Source organism: Streptomyces sp. NBC_01410 (assembly GCF_045040195.1).
GTDB lineage: Bacteria > Actinomycetota > Actinomycetes > Streptomycetales > Streptomycetaceae > Streptomyces.
This window is the reverse complement of sequence record NZ_CP109530.1, coordinates 4,910,710-4,924,374: the sequence shown is the minus strand read 5'-3', so window position 1 is coordinate 4,924,374 and position 13,665 is coordinate 4,910,710. Positions and strand designations below refer to the sequence as shown.

At 70.2% G+C, this 13,665-nt stretch carries 13 protein-coding genes; 2 read left to right on the top strand and 11 right to left on the bottom strand.

All coding sequences use genetic code 11. The annotated features are described in order from the left end of the window. Positions 1-172 precede the first annotated feature (172 nt). Positions 173-1,786, top strand: a complete 1,614-nt coding sequence (dacB, locus tag OG741_RS22670) for a D-alanyl-D-alanine carboxypeptidase/D-alanyl-D-alanine-endopeptidase (RefSeq protein WP_405600647.1) — start codon at positions 173-175, stop codon at positions 1,784-1,786. A gap of 76 nt (positions 1,787-1,862) precedes the next feature. Here the strand turns inward: dacB and OG741_RS22665 are convergent, their stop codons facing one another. Next, positions 1,863-4,388 carry an ATP-dependent Clp protease ATP-binding subunit gene (locus OG741_RS22665; protein ID WP_266479644.1) on the bottom strand — a complete coding sequence of 842 codons (2,526 nt, stop codon included), beginning with the start codon at positions 4,386-4,388 and terminating at the stop codon, positions 1,863-1,865. 432 nt (positions 4,389-4,820) lie between these two features. Here OG741_RS22665 and OG741_RS22660 point away from each other — a divergent pair, with 432 nt between their 5' ends. Next, positions 4,821-5,399 (top strand): SCO3374 family protein, encoded by a 579-nt coding sequence (locus tag OG741_RS22660; RefSeq protein ID WP_405600645.1) that lies wholly within the window; start codon positions 4,821-4,823, stop codon positions 5,397-5,399. On the opposite strand, the gene OG741_RS22655 is transcribed toward OG741_RS22660, so the two are convergent. The 10 genes from OG741_RS22655 to OG741_RS22610 all read right to left on the bottom strand — a co-directional run bounded on the left by OG741_RS22655 (position 5,378) and on the right by OG741_RS22610 (position 13,625). After that, positions 5,378-5,713: an Lsr2 family protein gene (locus tag OG741_RS22655; RefSeq protein ID WP_142214397.1), complete on the bottom strand. Its 336-nt coding sequence runs from the start codon at positions 5,711-5,713 to the stop codon at positions 5,378-5,380. The two genes, OG741_RS22660 and OG741_RS22655, sit on opposite strands and share 22 nt — an antisense overlap. 143 nt (positions 5,714-5,856) lie before the next feature. After that, entirely contained in the window at positions 5,857-6,378 is a 522-nt protein-coding gene (locus OG741_RS22650) for an amino-acid N-acetyltransferase (RefSeq protein ID WP_405600643.1), read from the bottom strand. A 9-nt stretch (positions 6,379-6,387) separates the two neighbouring features. Next, positions 6,388-6,783, bottom strand: a complete 396-nt coding sequence (locus OG741_RS22645; RefSeq protein WP_405600641.1) for a BlaI/MecI/CopY family transcriptional regulator — start codon at positions 6,781-6,783, stop codon at positions 6,388-6,390. A 114-nt stretch (positions 6,784-6,897) separates the two neighbouring features. After that, positions 6,898-7,071, bottom strand: coding sequence for a hypothetical protein (locus OG741_RS22640; RefSeq protein WP_405600640.1), 174 nt, complete (start codon positions 7,069-7,071; stop codon positions 6,898-6,900). Between the two features lie 208 nt (positions 7,072-7,279). Next, positions 7,280-7,894 carry a hypothetical protein gene (locus tag OG741_RS22635; protein WP_405605714.1) on the bottom strand — a complete coding sequence of 205 codons (615 nt, stop codon included), beginning with the start codon at positions 7,892-7,894 and terminating at the stop codon, positions 7,280-7,282. A gap of 269 nt (positions 7,895-8,163) precedes the next feature. Next, the gene (locus tag OG741_RS22630) at positions 8,164-8,961 is read right to left on the bottom strand and encodes a type III pantothenate kinase (RefSeq protein ID WP_405600638.1); all 798 of its coding nucleotides are present in this window, start codon (positions 8,959-8,961) and stop codon (positions 8,164-8,166) included. Then, on the bottom strand, positions 8,961-9,989 hold the full coding sequence (gene nadC / locus OG741_RS22625; RefSeq protein WP_405600636.1) for a carboxylating nicotinate-nucleotide diphosphorylase: 1,029 nt from the start codon (positions 9,987-9,989) through the stop codon (positions 8,961-8,963). The genes OG741_RS22630 and nadC overlap by 1 nt, the downstream gene beginning before the upstream one ends. Further along, a complete protein-coding gene (locus OG741_RS22620) occupies positions 9,986-11,701 on the bottom strand; it encodes an L-aspartate oxidase (protein WP_405600634.1) in 1,716 nt (571 codons plus the stop codon). The genes nadC and OG741_RS22620 overlap by 4 nt, the downstream gene beginning before the upstream one ends. After that, entirely contained in the window at positions 11,698-12,708 is a 1,011-nt protein-coding gene (panC, locus tag OG741_RS22615; RefSeq protein WP_405600632.1) for a pantoate--beta-alanine ligase, read from the bottom strand. Before panC ends, OG741_RS22620 begins: the two co-directional genes overlap by 4 nt. Next, the gene (locus OG741_RS22610) at positions 12,705-13,625 is read right to left on the bottom strand and encodes a Rossmann-like and DUF2520 domain-containing protein (protein WP_405600630.1); all 921 of its coding nucleotides are present in this window, start codon (positions 13,623-13,625) and stop codon (positions 12,705-12,707) included. Before OG741_RS22610 ends, panC begins: the two co-directional genes overlap by 4 nt. Positions 13,626-13,665 lie beyond the last annotated feature (40 nt).

Genomic DNA, 13,665 nt, shown 5'->3' with positions numbered 1-13,665 from the left:
GTGCCTTGTCACGGACCCGGGGCCCACAACCGGCCGCGAATGTTAGCCCCGCCACACCAACTCCCGTGTCACAAATGCCGGTTTCGCCCCATATCGGCAGTCCGGAAACGGCGCCCATACGACCGAACCGCCACCTTCCCGACCCGCCCCGCCTCCGGGATGCTCCTGTGCCATGAGTAGACCCGTGATTCGCCCGACCGGAGGCCGCGGACAGCTCCGCGGCCGGCTCAGGCCCGCCCTCTTAGGCCTCGCCTTCATCCTCACGTCCACACTCACCTGGAGCGCACCCGCCGGAGCCGGACCCTCCGACACCGGGCTCAAGGGCGCCATCGACGCGATCCTCGCCGACGCCCGCATGGACGGCGGGGCCGCGAGCGTGGTCATCGCCGACGCCGCCACCGGGGAGCGGCTCTACCAGCGCGACGGCGCCGACCGCCTGATGCCCGCCTCCAACACCAAACTCGCCACCTCCGCCGCCGCGATGGCCCTGCTCGGTCCCGAATACCGCTTCCACACCGACGTCCTGTCCACCGGCAGCCGTCACGGATCCACCATTCGCGGCGACCTCTATCTGCGCGGCGGCGGCGATCCCACGACCCTCGCCAAGGACTACGACCGGCTCGCCGCCGACCTCGCGGCCTCGGGCGTGAAGCGTGTCACCGGCCGCCTCGTCGCGGACGACACCCGCTTCGACACCCAGCGCCTCGGCCGCTCCTGGGCCGCCGACGACGAGTCCTCGTACTACTCCGCGCAGATCTCACCGCTCACGCTCGCGCCCGACACCGACTACGACTCCGGCTCTGCCATCGTCGAGGCGCTGCCGGGCGCCGCCCCCGGCGACAAGCCGCGTGTGAGCCTCGCCCCGCTCACCGACTACGTACGCGTCGTCAACCGCGGCACCACGGTCCCCGCCGGGCAGACCGACACCCTCGCCATCGAGCGGCAGCACGGCACCAACACGATCGTCGTCAGCGGGAACATCCCGGTCGGCGCGAGCACGACCAAGGAGTGGGTGACCACCTGGGAGCCCACGGGCTACGCCGCCGCGGTCTTCTCCGACGCGCTCGCCGAGCACGGCATACGCATCTCGGGCAGCCCCCGCCTCGGCCGCGCGACACCGCCCGGCGCGAAGCTGCTGGCCTCTCACAACTCCATGCCGCTGCGGGAGTTGATGCTCCCCTTCATGAAGCTGTCCAACAACATGCACGCCGAGACGCTCACCAAGACGATCGGCTACGAGACGGCGGGCCGCGGTACCTGGGAGGCGGGCCTCGCGGCAATCGGCGGTTACCTGGGGAAGGAAGGCGTACGGACCTCCACGATCCGCCAGTTCGACGGCTCGGGCCTGACCCGTATGAATCTCTTCCCGGCCGAACAACTCGCCACGCTGCTCCTCTCCGTACGGGACGCTCCCTGGTACGCCGACTGGTACGCATCCCTCCCGGTGGCCTGCAACACCGACCGCGCGATCGGCGGCACCCTGCGCTCCCGTATGTGCGGGACGCCCGCGGCCCTCAACGCCCGTGGCAAGACAGGGTCGTTGACGGGCGCCTCGGCGCTGTCGGGGTATGTGAAGGACGCCGCGGGCCGCGAGCTCGTCTACAGCATCGTCCTCAACAACTACCTGGCGTCCTCGGTGAAGAGCATCGAGGACGCGATCGTCGTCACCCTCGCGAAGTCGGACACGGGGGCGGGCACCATCACCGCTGTCGCCCCGAACGCGGTGCGTACCCAGGAGCTTCCGTCCAGCCTCGAATGCTCCTGGCAGAAGCCGAAGTTCTGCTGATAGCCGGACAGGCAGAAGGGGCTGCCCCGGACCGTACGAAACGGTCCGGGGCAGCCCCTTCAGACACTCAGAACGCTTACGCGTCCTTCGACAGGTTCGGCCCGGCTCCGCCGGCCGCCTGCTCGATCGGAGGAACGTCCGGCAGCGCCGACTTCTCCTCGCCGCGGAAGGTGAACTTCTTCTCCTCACCCTCGCCCTCGGTGTCCACGACCACGATGTGACCGGGGCGCAGCTCGCCGAAGAGGATCTTCTCCGACAGGATGTCCTCGATCTCGCGCTGGATCGTCCGGCGCAGCGGCCGGGCGCCCAGAACCGGGTCGTAGCCCTTCTTCGCGAGCAGCGACTTGGCCGTGGGGCTGAGCTCCAGACCCATGTCGCGGTCCTTAAGGCGCTCGTCCACCTTGGCGATCATGAGGTCGACGATCTGGATGATGTCTTCCTCGGTCAGCTGGTGGAAGACCACGGTGTCGTCGACACGGTTGAGGAACTCGGGCCGGAAGTGCTGCTTCAGCTCTTCGTTGACCTTGACCTTCATCCGGTCGTAGTTCGACTTGACGTCGCCCTGCGCCGCGAAGCCCAGGTTGAAGCCCTTCGAGATGTCCCGGGTCCCGAGGTTGGTCGTCATGATGATGACCGTGTTCTTGAAGTCCACGACGCGGCCCTGGGAGTCGGTCAGCCGACCGTCCTCCAGGATCTGCAGAAGGGAATTGAAGATATCGGGGTGGGCCTTCTCGACCTCGTCGAAGAGGACGACGGAGAACGGCTTCCGGCGCACCTTCTCGGTGAGCTGGCCGCCCTCTTCGTAACCCACGTATCCGGGCGGGGAACCGAAGAGACGCGAAACCGTGTGCTTCTCGCTGAACTCCGACATGTCGAGGGAGATCAGCGCATCCTCGTCGCCGAAGAGGAATTCGGCGAGCGTCTTGGAGAGCTCGGTCTTACCGACACCGGACGGGCCGGCGAAGATGAACGAGCCACCGGGGCGCTTCGGGTCCTTCAGACCCGCTCGCGTACGGCGAATGGCCTGCGAGAGCGCCTTGATGGCGTCCTTCTGACCGATGACGCGCTTGTGGAGCTCGTCCTCCATGCGCAGCAGCCGGGAAGACTCTTCCTCGGTGAGCTTGAAGACGGGAATGCCGGTCGCCGTGGCGAGGACTTCGGCGATGAGCTCGCCGTCGACCTCGGCGACGACGTCCATGTCGCCGGCCTTCCATTCCTTCTCGCGCTTGGTCTTCGCCGCGAGCAGCTGCTTCTCCTTGTCGCGGAGAGAGGCCGCCTTCTCGAAGTCCTGGGAGTCGATCGCCGACTCCTTGTCGCGGCGGACGCCCGCGATCTTCTCGTCGAACTCGCGGAGGTCCGGCGGCGCGGTCATCCGGCGGATGCGCATCCGGGAACCGGCCTCGTCGATCAGGTCGATCGCCTTGTCCGGCAGGAAGCGGTCCGAGATGTACCTGTCCGCCAGCGTCGCGGCCTGGACCAGCGCCTCGTCGGTGATGGAGACGCGGTGGTGGGCCTCGTAGCGGTCCCGCAGACCCTTGAGGATCTCGATGGTGTGCGGCAGCGACGGCTCCGCGACCTGGATGGGCTGGAAGCGGCGCTCGAGCGCGGCGTCCTTCTCCAGGTGCTTGCGGTACTCGTCCAGCGTCGTGGCGCCAATGGTCTGCAGCTCACCACGGGCCAGCATCGGCTTGAGGATCGAGGCGGCGTCGATCGCGCCCTCGGCGGCACCCGCACCCACCAGGGTGTGGAGCTCGTCGATGAACAGGATGATGTCGCCGCGGGTGCGGATCTCCTTGAGAACCTTCTTCAGGCGCTCCTCGAAGTCACCGCGGTAGCGGGAGCCGGCGACCAGCGCACCGAGGTCCAGGGTGTAGAGGTGCTTGTCCTTGAGGGTCTCGGGCACCTCACCCTTGACGATGGCCTGCGCCAGGCCCTCGACGACCGCCGTCTTGCCGACGCCGGGCTCGCCGATGAGAACCGGGTTGTTCTTGGTACGGCGGGAGAGCACCTGCATGACCCGCTCGATCTCCTTCTCGCGCCCGATGACCGGGTCGAGCTTGGACTCACGAGCGGCCTGGGTGAGATTCCGGCCGAACTGGTCCAGGACGAGCGAGGTCGAGGGGGTGCCCTCGGCCGGGCCGCCTGCAGTGGCGGCTTCCTTGCCCTGGTAGCCGGAGAGCAGCTGGATGACCTGCTGCCGCACCCGGTTGAGATCGGCGCCGAGCTTCACGAGGACCTGGGCGGCGACGCCCTCGCCCTCGCGGATCAGGCCGAGCAGGATGTGCTCCGTGCCGATGTAGTTGTGGCCCAGCTGAAGGGCCTCTCGGAGCGACAGCTCCAGGACCTTCTTGGCACGGGGGGTGAAGGGGATGTGCCCGGACGGAGCCTGCTGGCCCTGCCCGATGATCTCCTCCACCTGCTGGCGGACCGCCTCGAGCGAAATCCCGAGGCTCTCCAGGGCCTTAGCGGCGACACCCTCACCCTCGTGGATAAGGCCCAGGAGGATGTGCTCGGTGCCGATGTAGTTGTGGTTGAGCATCCGGGCTTCTTCCTGAGCCAGGACGACAACCCGCCGCGCGCGGTCGGTGAACCTCTCGAACATCGTTAATCGCTCCTCAGAGCGGTCAGGCAGTAAGGGGTCGGTCCCCTCCCTGTCCTTCCGCAGCTTAGTCCCGCAAGCGGGGACCGCTCATTCCAACTGCCGACACCCGTCTGTGGCCTCCTGACCGCTGAACGCCGACAACTGCTCAACCCGATGGTGCGAGACGATGTTCCCGCAGGCCAGGCAGTTACCCTCACCACCGCTACGCCGATGGCGAACGTGAGCCTGCACCTGCGAGCGTGTCGCCCCTCCCCACTAGGAATGTCTTACCCGTAAGCACTGACACTCCATGCGGAGCGCACCGGTTCCCTCAGCTACGGGCGAACAACCTTGCGCCTGCTGAAGCGCGCATACGCCCCCAACTCAGACACCCTGTGCGATCGCACTCACACTCTGCGTAACTCCCGGGGCGGCTCTCCCGTTCCCGGGGGTATGGCTTCCATGGTCCCGCTTCCCCGCGCGTCCTGCGACGGCAGTGCCGCGCGGTGGTACGAGAACGAACTCGGCTGGGCCGCCGCGGAGGGGTCGCCGGTGCGGCTGCTCACCGGGCTGCGCTTCGATGTGCTGGAGCTGCCCGCGGACGCGGGCGCGGCCGTGCTGCGCCGGGCGGAGACGGCCGGGCCGGTGGTTCTGATGGGGCGCCGAATGCGGTTTCTGGTGGCCGCGGGAAGCGCGGAAGAGCTGCCCGGTCTGCTCGACTGGCTTCAGTGGGGCGGGATCGCGCTCGATCTGACCACCATCGGCGCGGGCGGACTGATGACCGCCCCGCCGCCGCCCGGATGGCCTGGCTCGCGGGGGGCCGCCGTATGGCTGCGACCCCCCGTGCCGGGGCGCGAGGTGGAGCCGACGCTGCCGGCTCTGGCCCCTTTCGGACGCAGTGCCGGAACAGGTGGGGGTATCAGCCCCGATCTCGTACGACTCGTGGACACCGTGGCGACCGAGTGCCACCGGGCCCGTTTGCTGCGTACGAATACGCCGCGCACTAATACTCAGCCGTTGGCCTTCTCGTAAGCCTCACGAACCGTGGCCGGGACACGGCCGCGGTCGTTCACCTCGAAGCCGTTCGCCTTGGCCCAGGCGCGGATTTCTGCGGTGTCCTTGTTACCGCCCGCGGCGGGACGACCCTTGCCACGGCCGGATGCGGCGCGGCCACCCGTGCGCCGACCGCTCTTGGCGTACGGCTCGAGGAGACCACGGAGCTTGTCCGCATTGGCGGTGGTGAGGTCGATCTCGTAGGTCTTGCCGTCCAGAGCGAACGTCACGGTCTCGTCCGCCTCGCCGCCGTCGAGGTCATCGACAAGAAGGACCTGAACCTTCTGTGCCACCGGATTTCCTTTCATCGAAAATGCAGTACGCGGAAAGGAAACCGCTTTTCCCTGGAAAACACAAACCCTTGGGAGAGGTTCAGAACCTCAAGAACGCGGGAAACATGCGCGATTCGGACATAGGGTTCCGACTCTTGCGGTGATCACAGGTGCAGAAGCATCCGGCTGTTGCCCAAGGTGTTCGGCTTCACTCGTTCGAGCCCGAGGAACTCGGCGACGCCCTCGTCATAGGAACGCAGCAGCTCGCTGTAGACATCTCCGTCGACCGGAGTCTCACCGATCTCCACGAAGCCGTGCTTCGAGAAGAAGTCCACTTCGAAGGTGAGACAGAAAACCTTGCGCACCCCCAGCCAGCGGGCGGTCTGCAGCAGCTTGCCGAGCACCTGATGACCGATGCCGGTGCCCTTGAAGACAGGATCGGTGGCGAGAGTGCGTACTTCCGCGAGGTCTTCCCACATGACATGCAGTGCGCCGCAGCCGACAACCCGGGCATCCTCGTCGCGTTCCGCGACCCAGAACTCCTGGATGTCTTCGTAAAGGGTGACCGTCGCTTTGTCGAGCAGGATGCCGTCACTCACGTACGGGTCGACGAGTCGGCGGACCTCGGGCACATCGCTGGTCCTGGCCCGCCTGACGGTGATGGCATTTGCTGCGGCATAAGGCATGGCCCGACGCTATCGCCCCGGCGGCGTACCGCCCTCGGGGGCCTCGTCGTCCTGAACGATGCGGACCGCGGCTTGCAGGTACTCGCGCTGCTCGGCAGACATCATGCCGAAGAAGGCGACGAGTGCGGCGGCGGGGTTGTCACTCTGGGACCAGGCTTCGTTCATCAGTGCTGCCGCGTAGGCGGCGCGGGTGGAGACGGCGGTATATCGATAGGCGCGGCCGTCGACTTCCCTGCGCACCCAGCCCTTCTGATGGAGATTGTCCATTACGGTCATGACGGTGGTGTAGGCGATGGACCGTTCCTGCTGAAGGTCTTCAAGGACTTCCCGGACGGTGACCGGCCGGTTCCATTGCCAGACGCGAGTCATGACGGCGTCTTCCAGCTCTCCCAATTGGCGGGGCACAGCGCCACCATAGTGCGAGTTGTGCCGGAATGGCCTGTTATTGCCGCAGCAAAAAGGACGTACGACGGGAAATCTGCCGTACGTCCTCGGTGCGAAGGGATCCGCCGGTGAACGTCAGTCGTCGCGGCCGGCCTGGCGGGTGGCTGCCGCACGGGCGAGCGCGGCGTCCACGATCGCATCCTCCTTGGCCTTGTTCGGGCCGCCCTGGCTCTTGACGATCGTCACGACCAGGAAGGTGAAGAAGATGGCCATCACCACGGGGGGCAGGAGCGCGGATACGTAGTCCATGGCTCCCAGAGTAGCCAAGTCCTGTCCGGCCGATCAGGCCGGATCAGCGAGCGGGTCTGGCGATGGGGGCACCTCCCGTGCCCGAAGGGCTACGGGGGAGCATCGCAAGGCGAAGGAAGGAGCCCACGCGGAGCGTAGGCGACTGACGACAACGCAGCGAGGTGCCGCGTCAGGGCACGCGAGCCCGGCAAGATCGGCCGGACAGGACTTAGCCCGCAGCCAGCTGTTCCGGTGGGGGGACGGGCTTGCGGCGGGGCGGGAAGACCTCGGAGGGCTTGGGCACCGGGCGCTCGCCGGGTGCGGGCGCCTTGGGCTGCGGTTCCTGCTGGGGCTTCTCGCGGGGTTTCTGCTGCGGCTTCGGCTCCTCGGCGGCGCGGCCGCCGGGGAGCGCGTGCAGTCGGGTGCGGGGGGTCGGGGCGCTCGCCGGGGCGCGCGACCCGGTCCGTACCGCGCGGCCGGCCAGCCGGGCGCGTACGGAGTGCTCCGCCAGCGTCTGGCAGCGGCGCAGCACGGCGGCACCGACGGGATGCCCGCGCAGCGTGCGCAGCGCGGCCAGATCCTCGGGGCGGGGGTCGTAGCCGGCGGCCAGGGCGTCCTGGAGGAGCTCCAGATAGCCGGCTGCCGAGCCGGGGAGCGCTTCGCGGTAACGGGCGAGGTCGGCGAGGAGAAACGTACGCAGCCGGCCGGCCTCGCGTACCGCCTCGTCAACGGAATCGGCCAGACGCAGACAGTCCTGGACGTCCTCGTCGGCGAGAGGGGCGGGATGGAGGGCACTGGCGAGGGCGCGTCGGAGCACACGCAGCTCGTCTGCGCTGAAGGCCATGCCGCCGCGGGATCCGTATGGCGTGGGCATGGGGCGACGATACGTGCGACTTGGACAAAATCGGGTTAATTCCGCGAATCCGGGCGCGGCGGGGGTGCGCCTGCGGCGGGCCTTGTCCCCGCCCCGCCCCTTCCCGAACTGGGGGCAAGCCCCCAGCCCCGGACGGGCTTCGCCCCGGACCCCGTATGCGACCTTCGGCCGCATGTCCTCAAACGCCGGACAGGCTGAATGTGCGGCCCCGCCGCACATCCAGCCCCGCCGGCGATTGCCTACATCCGCGACACGTTCCGCTCGTACACCAACCGCAGCCCGATCAGCGTCAGCCACGGCTCGTGTTCGTCGATTGCCGACGCCTCGCCCAGGACCATCGGTGCCAGGCCGCCCGTCGCGATCACGGTGACGTCCTCCGGGTCGTCGGCCAGTTCGACCTTCATGCGGCGGACCACGCCGTCGACCTGGCCCGCGAAGCCGTAGACGATGCCCGACTGCATCGCCTCGACCGTGTTCTTGCCGATCACGCTGCGCGGGCGGGCCAGTTCGATCTTGCGGAGCTGGGCGCCCTTGACGCCGAGCGCCTCGACGGAGATCTCGATGCCGGGGGCGATCACGCCGCCCGCGTACTCACCGCGCGCGCTGACCGCGTCGAATGTCGTCGCCGTGCCGAAGTCGACGACGATCGCCGGGCCGCCGTACAGGTCGACGGCGGCGACCGCGTTGATGATGCGGTCCGCGCCGACCTCCTTGGGGTTGTCCATCAGGATCGGCACGCCGGTCTTGATGCCGGGCTCGACGAGGACGGCCGGGACGTCGCCGTAGTAGCGGCGGGTCACCTCGCGCAGCTCGTGCAGGACCGAGGGGACGGTGGAGCAGATCGCGATGCCCTCGATGCCGTCGCCCAGTTCGTCGCCGAGCAGCGGGTGCATGCCCATCAGGCCCTGCAGCAGGACCGCGAGTTCGTCGGCGGTGCGCCGGGCGTCGGTGGAGATGCGCCAGTGCTCGACGATCTCCTCTCCGTCGAACAGGCCGAGGACGGTGTGGGTGTTGCCGACGTCGATCGTGAGCAGCATCAGATGCCTGCCTCGCGCAGGTCGAGGCCGATGTCGAGGATCCGCGAGGAGTGCGTGAGCGCGCCCACCGCCAGGTAGTCGACGCCCGTCTCGGCATAGGCCCGGGCGGTGTCGAGGCCGAGGCGGCCGGAGGACTCGAGCAGGGCGCGGTGCGCGACGATCGCGACGGCTTCCTCGGTCTCGGCGGGGGTGAAGTTGTCCAGCAGGATCAGGTCGGCGCCCGCGTCCAGGACCTCGCGGACCTGGTGAAGGGTGTCGACCTCGACCTCGATGGCGAGGTCGGGGAAGGCGTCCCGTACGGCCTTGAAGGCCGCCGCCACGCCGCCCGCGGCCACGACGTGGTTGTCCTTGACCAGCGCGGCGTCCGAGAGCGACATGCGGTGGTTGACGCCGCCGCCGCAGCGCACCGCGTACTTCTCCAGGGCGCGCAGTCCGGGCGTGGTCTTGCGGGTGTCGCGGACCTTGGCGCCGGTGCCTTCGAGCACGTCGGCCCACGCGCGCGTGGCGGTCGCGATGCCGGACAGACGGCACAGCAGATTCAGGGCGCTGCGCTCGCCGGTGAGCAGATCACGGGTGTTGGTGGTGACGGACAGCAGCTTCTGGCCCGCCTCGACGCGCTCGCCGTCCTCGACATGCCGCTCGACCTCGAAGGCGTCGGTGCAGACGATCGACAGAACGGCCTCGGCGATGCGCAGGCCCGCGACCGTACCGGCCTCGCGGGCGGTGAAGTCGCCGGTGGAGACGGCGTCCTGGGGGACGGTCGCCACGGTGGTGACATCCACGCCGCCGTCGAGGTCCTCGGCTAGGGCGAGGTGCGCGATGTCCTCGACCTGTACGGGATCGAGGCCCGCGTCGGCCAGCAGCTGGGCGAGGCCGGGGTCGAGGCCGCACTCCAGGTCGTCGTACCCCTCCTCGTCGCCTCCGCAGCCGCACGCGTCGCCGCAGCCGCCGGTGGAGGCCGCGGCGGGTGCGCCGATCTGGATCAGCGGTACGTCCACGGGACGCGGACGTTCTTCGGGCGTGCTCACGGCTGGGGCTCCCTGGGGGCGACGGGGACGGCGGGGACGGTCGGGGCGAATGCGGTGTTCTCGGTGCGGCTGACGACGAGAGACCGGTCGGGGGCGAGGCGTACGACGAGATGGCGGCGCCACTGGGCGTCGTCGCGCTCGGGGCGGTCCTCGCGCCAGTGGCAGCCGCGGGTCTCCTCGCGCCGCAGCGCGGCGGTGGTCAGCACGCGCGCCACGCACAGAAGGTTCGAGGTCTCCCAGGACTCGACGCCGGGCTCGGCCGTCTTGGCGGCGGAGCCGTTCCGTCCCTCGACGGCGTCACGGTGGACGGCGTCGAGCGCGGCGGCAGCGGCGGTGAGGCTATCGGCCGAGCGGAGCACGCCCGCGCCGTGCGACATGATCCGCTGGATCTCGGTGCGGGTCTCGGGGGCGATGAGCGGCAGTACGGAGGGGGTCGCCGGCGCGGCGGGCGCACCGGCCCGCAGCGGGGCCCGGGACGCGATGTCGGCGGCGATGCGCTCGGCGAAGACCAGGCCCTCCAGCAGGGAGTTGGACGCCAGCCGGTTCGCGCCGTGGACGCCCGTGCAGGCCACCTCGCCGCAGGCGTACAGGCCCGGGACCGTGGTGCGGCCGTGCAGGTCCGTGCGGACGCCGCCGGAGGCGTAGTGCGCGGCGGGCGCCACCGGGATCGGCTCGGTGACGGGGTCGATGCTGTGCGCGCGGCACGCGGCGAGGATCGTGGGGAAGCGGGAGGCCCACATCTCTGCGCCGAAATGGCGGGCGTCGAGATACATGTGGGCCACGCCCTGCTCCTGCATCCGGCGCATGATGCCCTTGGCGACGATGTCGCGGGGCGCGAGCTCGGCCAGTTCGTGCTGCCCGAGCATGAAGCGGGTCCCGGACGCGTCGACGAGATGGGCGCCCTCGCCCCGTACCGCCTCGGAGACCAGCGGCTGCTGGCCCTCGCGGTCCGCGCCGAGGAAGAGCACCGTCGGGTGGAACTGCACGAATTCCAGGTCGCTCACCTCCGCTCCGGCGCGCAGCGCGAGCGCCACGCCGTCGCCGGTGGAGACCGCGGGGTTGGTGGTGGCGGAGAAGACCTGGCCCATGCCGCCGGTGGCCAGGACGACCGTGGGGGCGTGGACCGCGCCGACGCCGTCGTGCTGGCCCTCGCCCATGACATGCAGGGTGATACCGGCCGTACGGCCTTCGGCGTCCGTCAGCAGGTCAAGGACCAGGGCGTTCTCGATGGTTCGCAGGCCCGCGTCGCGCACCGCCTCGACCAGCGCCCGGGAGATCTCGGCGCCCGTGGCGTCGCCGCCGGCGTGCGCGATACGGCGCCGGTGATGCCCGCCCTCGCGGGTGAGCTCTATCTCGCCGGCGTCGGAGGTGTCGAAGTGCGCGCCGGTGGCGATCAGGCGGCGTACGGCGCCCGGCCCCTCGGTGACCAGGGTGCGTACCGCCTCCTCGTCGCACAGCCCCGCCCCCGCGACGAGGGTGTCGTCCAGATGCTGCTCGGGGGTGTCCCCCTCGCCGAGCGCCGCCGCGATGCCGCCCTGGGCCCAGCGCGTGGAGCCGTCGTCCAGGCGGGCCTTGGTGACCACGACCGTGCTCAGCCCCTCCGCTGCGCAGCGCAGCGCCGCGGTCAGGCCGGCGACGCCGGAGCCGACCACGACGACGTCCGCGTCGATGGCCCAGCCGGGGGCGGGAGCGTTCAGCCGTATTCCGGTCATGCGGGGGCTCCGAAGGTCAGGGGAATGTTGTCGATCAGCCGCGTGGTGCCGACCCGGGCGGCGACGGCCAGGACGGCGTCGCCGGTGTGGTCGTCGGGGACGTCGGTGAAGTCGGCCGGGTCGATGAGGGCCAGATAGTCCAGTACGAGCGGGGGCTTGGCCCTGGCCGCCTCGTCGAGAACGACGCGGGCGGCGGCCCGTACGGCATCGGCGCCGCCCGGTCCCGCCTGCGCCACCGCGTGCGCGTCGGCCGCGGCGCGGGCCTCGCCGAGCTTGGAGAGCGCGGCTGCCCGGGACTGCGACGCGGGCTGCGACCGGGCACGCGCGCGCAGCGCCTGCTGGGCGGTGAGCCGGTCGCGGGCCGCGAACAGCGCCCCCGACAGCGCGAGGGCGGTGCGGCGCTCCTCGGCGGAGAGATAGCGGTTACGGCTGGACAGGGCGAGGCCGTCCGGCTCCCGCACGGTCGGTACGCCGACGATCTCGACGGGGAAGTTCAGATCGCGGGCCATCCGGCGGATCAGGGCCAGCTGCTGCGCGTCCTTCTGCCCGAAGAAGGCGGCATCGGGGCGTGTGAGGTTGAGCAGCTTGGCGACGACGGTGAGCATGCCGTCGAAGTGGCCGGGGCGCGAGGCCCCTTCGAGCCGCTCCCCCATCGGGCCCGCGGCGATGGTGACCTGTGGCTTGCCGCCGGGGTAGACCTCGTCGGCCGAGGGGGCGAACACGACGTCCGCGCCCGCGTCTTCGGCCGTCTTGAGGTCGGCGTCGAGGGTACGGGGGTACCGGTCGAGGTCTTCGCCCGCGCCGAACTGCAGCGGGTTGACGAAGACCGTGACGACGACGAAACCCTCGCGGCCGACGTGCGCGCGGGCGGTGCGGATCAGGGTGGCGTGGCCCTCGTGGAGCGCGCCCATGGTCATCACCACGGCGGTGCGGCCGGGGACGGCGCGCAGGCCGAGGACGCGGTTCAGTTCGTCCACGGCCGGAACGAGTTCGAAACCATGGCTCATCGCTGGTCATCCTCCGCAAGAACGCCCAGCAGATCCTCCGCGAGCTCCGGCTTGAGCAGGCCGTGCGCGAGGGCGCGGTCGGCGGTGGTGCGGGCCATCGCCAGATATCCGGCGACGGTTCCCGGGGCGTGCTTGCGCAGCTCCGCGACATGGGCCGCGACGGTGCCCGCGTCGCCGCGGGCGACGGGTCCGGTCAGGGCCGCGTCGCCGGAGCGCAGGGCGTTGTCCAGGGCGGCGCCGAGGAGCGGGCCGAGCATCCGGTCGGGAGCGGCCACCCCGGCCTTGCCCAGCAGCTCCATCGACTGGGCGACCAGGGTCACCAGGTGGTTCGCGCCGAGGGCGAGTGCCGCGTGGTAGAGCGGGCGGTTCTCCTCCTCGATCCACTCGGGCTCGCCGCCCATCTCGATGACGAGCGCCTCCGCGGCCAGCCGCAGCTCCTCCGGGGCGGTCACGCCGAACGAGCAGCCCGCCAGCCGCTGGACGTCCACGCTCGTCCCCGTGAACGTCATCGCGGGGTGCAGCGCGAGCGGCAGCGCACCGGCCCGCGTGGCGGGGGCCAGCACCTTCGTGCCGTAACGCCCCGAGGTGTGCACCAGCAGCTGCCCCGGGCGGACCGCGCCGGTCTCGACGAGGCCTTCGACGAGCGCGGGCAGGGCGTCGTCCGGGACGGTCAGCAGCACCAGGTCGGCGCGGGCGAGTACGTCGGCGGGTGTCACCAGAGGAACGTCGGGGAGCAGAGCGGCCGCCCGCCGCACGGACGCGTCGGAGACTCCGGAGACGGCGACCGGACGGTGTCCGGCGAGCCGCAGCGACGCCGCGAGAGCGGGACCGACACGGCCCGCTCCGACAACGCCGACGCTCAGGCGGGCGGGACGGTCCCGCGGGTCGAGCGGTTCCTGTGGTGCTGTGGCATTCACGCGGCGGGGCCTTCCGTTCCAGTCCGCGGGGGGTACCGGA

Excerpts from the sequence above, each read along its gene's own strand:
- dacB (WP_405600647.1), top strand. The coding sequence starts at position 173 with ATGAGTAGACCCGTGATTCGCCCGACCGGAGGCCGCGGACAGCTCCGC.
- OG741_RS22665 (WP_266479644.1), bottom strand. The coding sequence starts at position 4,388 with ATGTTCGAGAGGTTCACCGACCGCGCGCGGCGGGTTGTCGTCCTGGCT.
- OG741_RS22660 (WP_405600645.1), top strand. The coding sequence starts at position 4,821 with ATGGCTTCCATGGTCCCGCTTCCCCGCGCGTCCTGCGACGGCAGTGCC.
- OG741_RS22650 (WP_405600643.1), bottom strand. The coding sequence starts at position 6,378 with ATGCCTTATGCCGCAGCAAATGCCATCACCGTCAGGCGGGCCAGGACC.
- OG741_RS22640 (WP_405600640.1), bottom strand. The coding sequence starts at position 7,071 with ATGGACTACGTATCCGCGCTCCTGCCCCCCGTGGTGATGGCCATCTTC.
- OG741_RS22635 (WP_405605714.1), bottom strand. The coding sequence starts at position 7,894 with ATGGCCTTCAGCGCAGACGAGCTGCGTGTGCTCCGACGCGCCCTCGCC.
- OG741_RS22630 (WP_405600638.1), bottom strand. The coding sequence starts at position 8,961 with ATGCTGCTCACGATCGACGTCGGCAACACCCACACCGTCCTCGGCCTG.
- OG741_RS22620 (WP_405600634.1), bottom strand. The coding sequence starts at position 11,701 with ATGACCGGAATACGGCTGAACGCTCCCGCCCCCGGCTGGGCCATCGAC.
- panC (WP_405600632.1), bottom strand. The coding sequence starts at position 12,708 with ATGAGCCATGGTTTCGAACTCGTTCCGGCCGTGGACGAACTGAACCGC.